Genomic DNA, 8,182 nt, shown 5'->3' with positions numbered 1-8,182 from the left:
ATTGGAACAATACTGGATCGACCTTTACGCCAAGGTTGTCCTGACGGGCGAACCTGTTCGTTATGAAAACTATTCCGAGGCATTGAAGCGATGGTTTGATGTTTCTGCCTTCCGAATTGAGCCACCAGAAAGCCGAAAAGTTGCCATCTTATTTGAGGACATTAGCGATCGCAAGAGCGGCGAAGCTGAACGCAAACAGATAGAAGCCGCGCTGCACGAAAGTGAGAACCGCTTACGTCTTGCCCTTGAGTCTGCCGAGCTAGGAACATGGGACTTCAACCCTCTCACAGAAGTTTTGAGGTGGGACGATCAATGCAAGGCGATGTTTGGGTTGTCACCCAGCGCTGAAATTACCTGGGATGTTTTCCTGGCAGGGTTGCATCCAGATGATCGCGATCGTACCCACCAGGTTGTGCTGCAATCGTTCGACCCCAAAGGTAGCGGCGACTATAACATTGAGTACCGCACAGTGGGACTAGAAGATGGCATTGAACGATGGGTTGCAGCGAAGGGAAAAGCATTTTTTAACTCAGCAGGCGTTGTTATCCGCTTTATTGGTACTGTCCTTAACATTACAGAGAAAAAACGGGCGGAGGCAGAACAGGAACAACTCCTTCAACGCGAGCAAGCAGCCAGAGCAGAAGCCGAACGCGCTAACCGCATCAAGGACGAATTTTTGGCTGTTCTTTCCCACGAATTGCGATCGCCGCTCAATCCTATCTTGGGCTGGACAAAGTTGTTGCAAGCGCGGAAGCTGGGCGAAACGAAGACGACTCAAGCCCTCGCCACGATTGAGCGTAATGCTAAATTACAGACACAACTGATTGATGACCTGCTCGATATTGCCAAGATTTTGCGCGGCAAACTCAGTCTGAGCATGGCTCCCGTCAATCTATATTCTGCAATTGAAGCAGCGATCGAAACCGTCCATGCAGCCGCTGCCGCAAAATCTATCTCGCTTCATCCTGTATTACCCAATATTGGGCAAGTATCTGGTGATGCGGCTCGCCTCCAGCAGATTGTCTGGAACTTGTTATCCAACGCTATCAAGTTTACTCCCAAGGGCGGACGAGTAGACATCCAGTTAGATCAGGTCGAAGATCGAGCAAAAATTACGGTCAAAGACACTGGTAGAGGGATTAGCCCAGACTTTCTCCCCCATATCTTTGAAAGCTTCCGGCAAGAAGATGCCTCGATTACTCGCAAATATGGAGGTTTAGGTCTAGGCTTGGCGATCGTCCGTCAATTAGTTGAGTCTCATGGGGGTACCATCACGGTAGATAGTCCAGGAGAAGGGCTAGGCGCGTGGTTTACTGTCCAGTTGCCCTTGCTCAATGTTGAACCAGAAATCCCGCAAACGGATGATTTACCACAACAAAACCTTGACCTGACGGGACTTCGAGTCCTTACCGTCGATGATGAGCCCGATGCTCGTGAACTATTAACGGCATTACTCACTCAATATGGAGCAGAAGTGTTAACAGTTGCGTCAGCATCGGAAGTGCTGGCAAATTTGGTATCTTTTCAACCAGATGTGTTGGTCAGTGATATTGGGATGCCCCATGTGGATGGCTGTTCTCTGATCCAACAAGTGCGATCCCTATCTCCCGCACAAGGGGGACAGATTCCAGCGATCGCCCTCACTGCCTATGCTAGGGAAGCTGATTATCAGCGCTCTATCAGTAGTGGTTTTCAAAGACATGTAACCAAACCACTTGAGCCAGAACGCTTGGTTCAAGCTCTGATGACACTCACACGCACTAAGCTAGATCATTCCGTAAAGGCTTGATTCTGAAGGCTTGCTTGTCATAATCATGTCCGGCTAAACAGCCATCATGTCCTTTTACCTTGCAACATTTCTCCTTCCCTTCTGGACTCTTAGACTAAATCAAAAATCACACTATAGGTAGCGTATTTTTGCGACAGTTTTTCGGAAAAAAGCGCTATCTGTGACATTAGTCTAAACTCCAGTTCCCTTGGAGCCTGGAGTAATTCCTCTTATCCCCGCTCTCCTCGTAGGAGAGGGGGTTAGGGGGAGAGGTCAAACCCACCTCAAGATCCAATGATTAACCAACAGCGAAAACAGATTTAAGCCTTAAAATTAATAAAAGTTAACAAAAACTCGATAAAACCAATGGAACAAACCGCTCTGAATTTAATTGCCATTGGCGTCTTCGGCATGACGCTGTCAGCGCTGTTAGGCCCCATGTTTAATATCTCACCCGTCATCCCTGCTGTTACGACGTTGGGCGTTTTGAGCCTGGCCACACTAGATAGCTTCAACTTCCAAGGCAAAGGCGCTACCTTACTAATAGATTGGCTGGCAGGTACCAGAAGTCAGCATCGCGATCGCATTCTCCGACATGAAGCCGGTCACTTTCTCGTCGCGTACCTCCTGGGTATTCCTATCACCGGATACACCCTAACCGCCTGGGAAGCCTTCAAACAAGGACAACCGGGTTTAGGAGGGGTCACCTTTGATACAGAAGTCCTTTCACCTGATGTGCTTGACGTTAGACAACTGCAATTGACCTTAGATCGATTCTGCAAAGTCTGGATGGCAGGAATTGCCGCCGAAACTCTAGTCTACGGCAGTGCAGAAGGAGGTGTAGAAGATCGGCAGAAACTGAGAGAAACCCTGACATTATTAGGGCGTCAAGGGAGCGAGTTTCAACTGAAAGAGCGGTTAGCGATTCGCCAAGCTCAAACCCTAATTCAGGAACATTGGGAATCTTACGAGGCGTTAGTTGCAGCACTGGAACAACGCGCCTCAGTAGCAGAGTGCTATCAGGTGATTCAACAACATTACCAATCCTCAGAAGTTGCCGCTGAAAAAGTCGTAGGTAGTCAGGATTAGAAGTTCAACGTTCAACCTTCAACGTTCAACCTTCAACGTTCAACCTTCAACGTTCAACGTTCAACCTTCAACGTTCAACCTTCAATCTTCAACCTTCAACCCTTAAAAACCCTCATCCCCACAAAACACCTGATTGCGACCACTCGATTTGGCACGCAACAGATTATGATCGGCACGTCGGATTAGACTCTCGCCTTTAGCATCATCTGTGGAAATCAGAGAAGCCAGCCCCATGCTAACTGTAATTCCCAGCGCCAATGACCCATCAATGTTAAAAGGTTGGTCACTAATTAAGCACCTTAGCCGTCTAGTAACGATTAGGGCATCTTGAAAGGTGGTATAACTGAGAACAATCACAAATTCTTCCCCACCATAGCGGAAGAGGGTATCTTGAAAACGTAGGTTATGTCGCAGACGAGCAGCCAGCAGTTGCAGAACGCGATCGCCCACTTGATGCCCGTAAGTGTCATTCACTGATTTAAAATAGTCCACATCCAGCATAACCAAGCTCAATGGTGTCGATTCGACACGAGCATTATGAATTTGTCGGGGTAACTCCCATTCCATTGCTCGACGATTGCTGAGTTCTGTCAATGGATCGGCTAACGCCATCGTGGACAATACGTCATTCGTCTGCATGACTTCCCGATAAAATCGCACTCCTCGTAATCCTGCCTCAATTTGCGCCTTCAGCAAGCGAATTTCTTCATACTCGACGGCTGAAGTTATCCGTAAGTAGGCATCTGCTCCCTTTTCCAAGGCTTCGGCACAAGCTGTCAACTCACAATGCTGGTTGAATGACATTCCATCAGCGGTGAGATCAGGCTGGTTGTCTATCAAGATGCAGTAAATCCACCCTAGGTGAGACTGTTGTTTAATTTGATGACACAGTTCCAAACAGCCGAGCTGAGCTGCCTGCAAAATTAAGATAGCCGGTTGTTGGCTCCGAATTAGCGGTATGACCTCATTAAGAGCAGAGGACGCCTCCACCCTGCCAGACATCATCTTGCCAATCTGGTTAACAATTGTGGTGAGAAACTGATCATTTCCAACCACCAATATAGAAGCGTCCATGTTGGTACGTAGCTCTGGCAAGCTAAGGCATTGACTCTAACAAAATAATGTAAAATTTTCTACTTCCTGGTTCTTCTAGCTGTGGAAGATATCAATATAAGCACCCGACTAAACTTTGTATTTTCTATAGGCGTGGATGATGCATCAATGATGCGATCAGCTAGCGTCACGCCAACAAGCCTAAAGTCACTATCGCTTCGCTACTGCTACGAACAGAGCAGATTCCGTAGGCGATCGCATCCCTAAAAACACCTGTAGCTCTAAATAAAAGAGGTTTGAGAAGAAATGATATTAGCACTTACGTGTGAAATATAGCGTTTCTCAGTTGTGTGCGGTACAGTTCTAATCTTTCTCCAAACCTCTCTCCTGCAAGGAGAAAGGCTTTGAATTTAGCCCCCTTCCCTAGCTAGGGAAGGGGGTTGGGGGTTAGGTCTGACCGTACTCCACTCATTGGAGAACCGCTATATAGAGGTGATTGGGAACACTACTCCGTTACTGACAGGGCAATCTAATCGAACGTAAAGTCGTTGAAGTACCTGTGTTCCTGTTAGCCTAGTGGGGCAAAGTCTACAAAGAAGAACACCCCTATGCTTCGTAGTTAGGGGTGGAGTTTCAACAATGACCTAGTGGGGGAGTAGCTCAATCTACTGTATGACCTACAGACACAATCATTTGTTTAATTGATTCTTCAGACGCTTCGGTTTCAACGTTAACTGTCTTGGCGGTCACATCAACATTGACCTTAGCGGCTGACTCATGAGTGAGAATCTCATCAGTAATCGCCTTGGCACAGCCATTACAAACGATACTAGGAACATTAAACGTATAAGTTGCTACCGCCATAATTAATCCCTGATTCTCTTGTATTTTCAGCTAAATTCAACTTCTAATTGTAATGCTTTATTGAGAACTCACGTCTATTTTTCTCTCAACATCGAAATATAAAAACTACCCTTGCTGCTCCTTGTATTCTTCGTGCCAGGAGAAGCACTTAGCCTTAAAACTTAATGGGTCTAGCCAATTATACGCTAGACCCACCTAAGTACGAATGTTTGATTTTTCAAGAAGTTAACTTTGAGATTGACTATCAACTGCTAATTACTAGGGTTTACAATTTTCACAGCTCCACCTTACTTTTTCCAACATAGTTGTGTCGTTCTACACTTCGTTTGGCTGGCTCAGGTTGCCCTGGCGTTTAGCCCCTTGAATCTATAATTGGCTGGTTTCTGCTGTGGCTGGGTCACAGATCGGGAACATCGCATCTATGCCCATTGGGTTTGTTCTTCTCCGTTTGTTTGTCTGGAGTTCGATGTCCATATATTTAAACTACCATAGCCTCCGCTAGCGGCTACACGGAGTTTACCAAAGTTGATGAGTCTTCACGAACGGCAAATATTGCATTAAGAAGTAACAATCCTGCTTGACACAAGCCACTCCTCGACTAGAAATGCAGCAACACTGCATAAACAAATGTAAAAATAGATAACCAGTTGACTGATCAGCAGCCAGATTTTGTGGAAGTGATGAGCTTGAGTCCGAGTTTTCACCCCGGTGTACTCAAACTGATGACTGACCTGTTGCAACCTTTTCTTTTTGATTTCTAGCCCCCTTCTAGACGACCATGCCTGAATCCCCCAAGTTCAAAAGCGGTAGCGAAATCCGGCAAACTTTCCTCGACTTCTTTGCCCAACAGGGACACAAGGTGCTGCCGAGTGCCTCTTTAGTGCCGGAAGATCCAACGGTGCTGCTCACCATTGCGGGGATGTTACCCTTCAAGCCGATTTTCTTAGGACAGCACCAGTCAGAATTTTCCCGCGCTACCACGTCCCAAAAGTGTATCCGCACCAATGATATTGAAAATGTCGGACGCACAGCTCGGCACCAGACCTTCTTTGAGATGCTGGGCAACTTCAGCTTTGGGGATTATTTTAAAGAGCAAGCGATCGCATGGGCATGGGAACTGTCCACGAAAGTTTTTGGTTTGCCCCCAGAACGCATCGTCATTAGTGTATTCGAGGAAGATGACGAAGCGTTTGCCATCTGGCGTGACCAAATTGGTATCCCTCCTCAACGCATTAAGCGAATGGGAGAGGATGATAACTTCTGGGTGTCTGGCCCAACTGGCCCCTGTGGCCCCTGTTCGGAACTTTATTACGACTTTCATCCAGAACAAGGCGACGACAACATCGATTTAGAAGATGATAGTCGGTTCATCGAGTTTTATAACTTGGTGTTCATGCAATACAACCGGGATGCAGATGGCAAACTCACACCCCTCAAAAACAAAAACATCGACACTGGCATGGGACTGGAACGGATGGCGCAAATCCTCCAGAAGGTGCCGAATAACTACGAAACTGACCTGATTTTCCCGATTATCAAAACCGCAGCAGATATTGCGGGAATTGACTACGCCAAGAGTGATGAGAAAACCCAAGTCTCTCTTAAGGTCATTGGCGACCACGTTCGGTCTGTGGTTCATATGATTGCCGATGGCATTACCGCCTCGAATGTCGGTCGGGGTTATGTGCTGCGCCGCTTAATCCGCCGAGTCGTGCGTCATGGGCGGTTGATTGGGATTCAAGGTGAGTTTACTGTTCAAGTGGCAGAAAGTGCGATCGCGCTTTCTGAATCAGCCTATCCGAATGTTCGGATACGAGAAGACGCCATCAAAGCCGAACTGCAGCGAGAAGAATCCCAATTCCTCAGAACTTTGGAACGAGGTGAGAAGCTGCTGGCAGAGATTCTATCCTCTCTCCCCCGAACCCAAGGGGGGACACAGGGGGGTCAGATTTCGGGCAAAGATGCCTTTACCCTTTATGACACCTATGGCTTCCCCTTGGAGTTAACCCAGGAAATCGCAGAAGAACAATGTCTAACGGTAGATATTGCTGGCTTTGAGGCGGAAATGGAAGCACAGCGAGAACGTGCCCGCGAAGCCCACGAAACGATTGACCTAACTGTACAGGGTAGTCTGGATAAGCTCGCTGAACATATCCAAGTCACCGAGTTCTTAGGCTACAAGCAACCCCAGTCAACAGCCAAGGTGGAAGCACTGTTACTCGATGGCAAGTCCGTGGAGTTTGCTGAAGCGGGTAGTAAGGTGCAGGTCATTCTGGATCAGACGCCATTCTATGCAGAATCTGGGGGACAAATTGGCGATCGCGGTTACTTGTCAGGCGATACTGTCCTGGTAAGGGTTGAAGACGTTAAAAAAGAATCCGATTTCTTTGTCCACTTCGGTCACATCGAACGCGGAACCTTGGAGGTAGGCGCAACCTTAACCGCTCAAATTGACCGTTCCTGTCGCCGTCGTGCTCAAGCCAACCACACGGCAACGCACTTGCTACAAGCGGCGCTGAAACAGATTGTTGACCCCTCCATCTCTCAGGCAGGTTCTCTAGTAGACTTTGACCGATTGCGCTTTGACTTTAACAGCCCTCGTGCTCTAACAGCGCAAGAGTTACAGCAAATTGAGGAACAAGTCAATACCTGGATTGCGGAGGCTCATACGGCTGACGTAGCAGTGCTACCCCTTGAGGAGGCGAAGCGTCGAGGAGCGATCGCCATGTTCGGAGAGAAGTACGGGGATGAGGTACGGGTGATTGATTTCCCTGGTGTCTCGATGGAACTGTGTGGTGGTACCCATGTGAGCAACACGGCTGAGATTGGGGTATTTAAGATTGTCTCGGAAACGGGTATTTCTTCGGGGGTACGGCGGATTGAAGCGGTTGCAGGGCCAGCTGTACTAGATTACCTGAACGTGCGGGATAAAGTGGTGCGGGAATTGAGCGATCGCTTTAAAGTTAAACCCGAAGAATTGCCAGAGCGAATCACAGGTTTACAGAACGAATTGAAAGCCACTCAAAAGCAACTTGATGCCTTCAAACAAGAACTTGCCTTGGCAAAATCAGACCAATTGCTAGCCAAAGCCGAGTCAGTGGGCGAGTTCAAAATTCTGGTTGCTCAACTCGAAGATGTTGATGCCGATGGATTGAAGACAGCCGCCGAACGCTTGCAGCAAAAATTGGGAGAAAGTGCTGTAGTGTTGGGTTCGGTGCCCGAAGCTGACAAAGTCAGTCTAGTGGCAGCATTTAGCAAGGGAGTGAACGCCAAGGGGTTGCAAGCGGGTAAATTCATTGGTGGCATTGCCAAACTCTGCGGCGGTGGCGGCGGTGGACGCCCCAACTTCGCTCAAGCCGGTGGACGCGACGCCAGTAAGTTGGCAGAAGCCTTGGAAAGTGCACAGCA

General features: G+C 48.0%; 5 protein-coding genes. 3 read left to right on the top strand and 2 right to left on the bottom strand.

The features are described from left to right. Both V6C93_RS25310 and V6C93_RS25305 read left to right on the top strand, forming a co-directional pair. Positions 1–1,789 (top strand): hybrid sensor histidine kinase/response regulator (locus V6C93_RS25310; protein ID WP_333479440.1); only part of this gene is annotated, 1,789 nt, incomplete at its 5' end. 345 nt (positions 1,790–2,134) lie between these two features. After that, complete coding sequence (locus V6C93_RS25305) at positions 2,135–2,857, top strand: ATP-dependent Zn protease (protein WP_333479439.1); 723 nt, start codon at positions 2,135–2,137, stop codon at positions 2,855–2,857. Positions 2,858–2,959: 102 nt separating this feature from the next. On the opposite strand, the gene V6C93_RS25300 is transcribed toward V6C93_RS25305, so the two are convergent. After that, on the bottom strand, positions 2,960–3,931 hold the full coding sequence (locus V6C93_RS25300) for a GGDEF domain-containing protein (protein ID WP_333479438.1): 972 nt from the start codon (positions 3,929–3,931) through the stop codon (positions 2,960–2,962). A 639-nt stretch (positions 3,932–4,570) separates the two neighbouring features. Next, positions 4,571–4,774, bottom strand: a complete 204-nt coding sequence (locus V6C93_RS25295; protein ID WP_333479437.1) for a heavy-metal-associated domain-containing protein — start codon at positions 4,772–4,774, stop codon at positions 4,571–4,573. 778 nt (positions 4,775–5,552) lie between these two features. Here V6C93_RS25295 and alaS point away from each other — a divergent pair. Beyond that, the coding region (gene alaS / locus V6C93_RS25290) for an alanine--tRNA ligase (RefSeq protein WP_333479436.1) at positions 5,553–8,182 on the top strand (2,630 nt) is incomplete at its 3' end.

It is taken from the genome of Allocoleopsis sp. (genome assembly GCF_036703385.1).
Taxonomy (GTDB): domain Bacteria; phylum Cyanobacteriota; class Cyanobacteriia; order Cyanobacteriales; family Coleofasciculaceae; genus Allocoleopsis.
This window is presented reverse-complemented; position numbering and strand designations above follow the sequence as displayed.

Coding starts and splice junctions, on each gene's coding strand:
- V6C93_RS25305 (WP_333479439.1), top strand. CDS start 2,135: ATGGAACAAACCGCTCTGAATTTAATTGCCATTGGCGTCTTCGGCATG.
- V6C93_RS25300 (WP_333479438.1), bottom strand. CDS start 3,931: ATGGACGCTTCTATATTGGTGGTTGGAAATGATCAGTTTCTCACCACA.
- V6C93_RS25295 (WP_333479437.1), bottom strand. CDS start 4,774: ATGGCGGTAGCAACTTATACGTTTAATGTTCCTAGTATCGTTTGTAAT.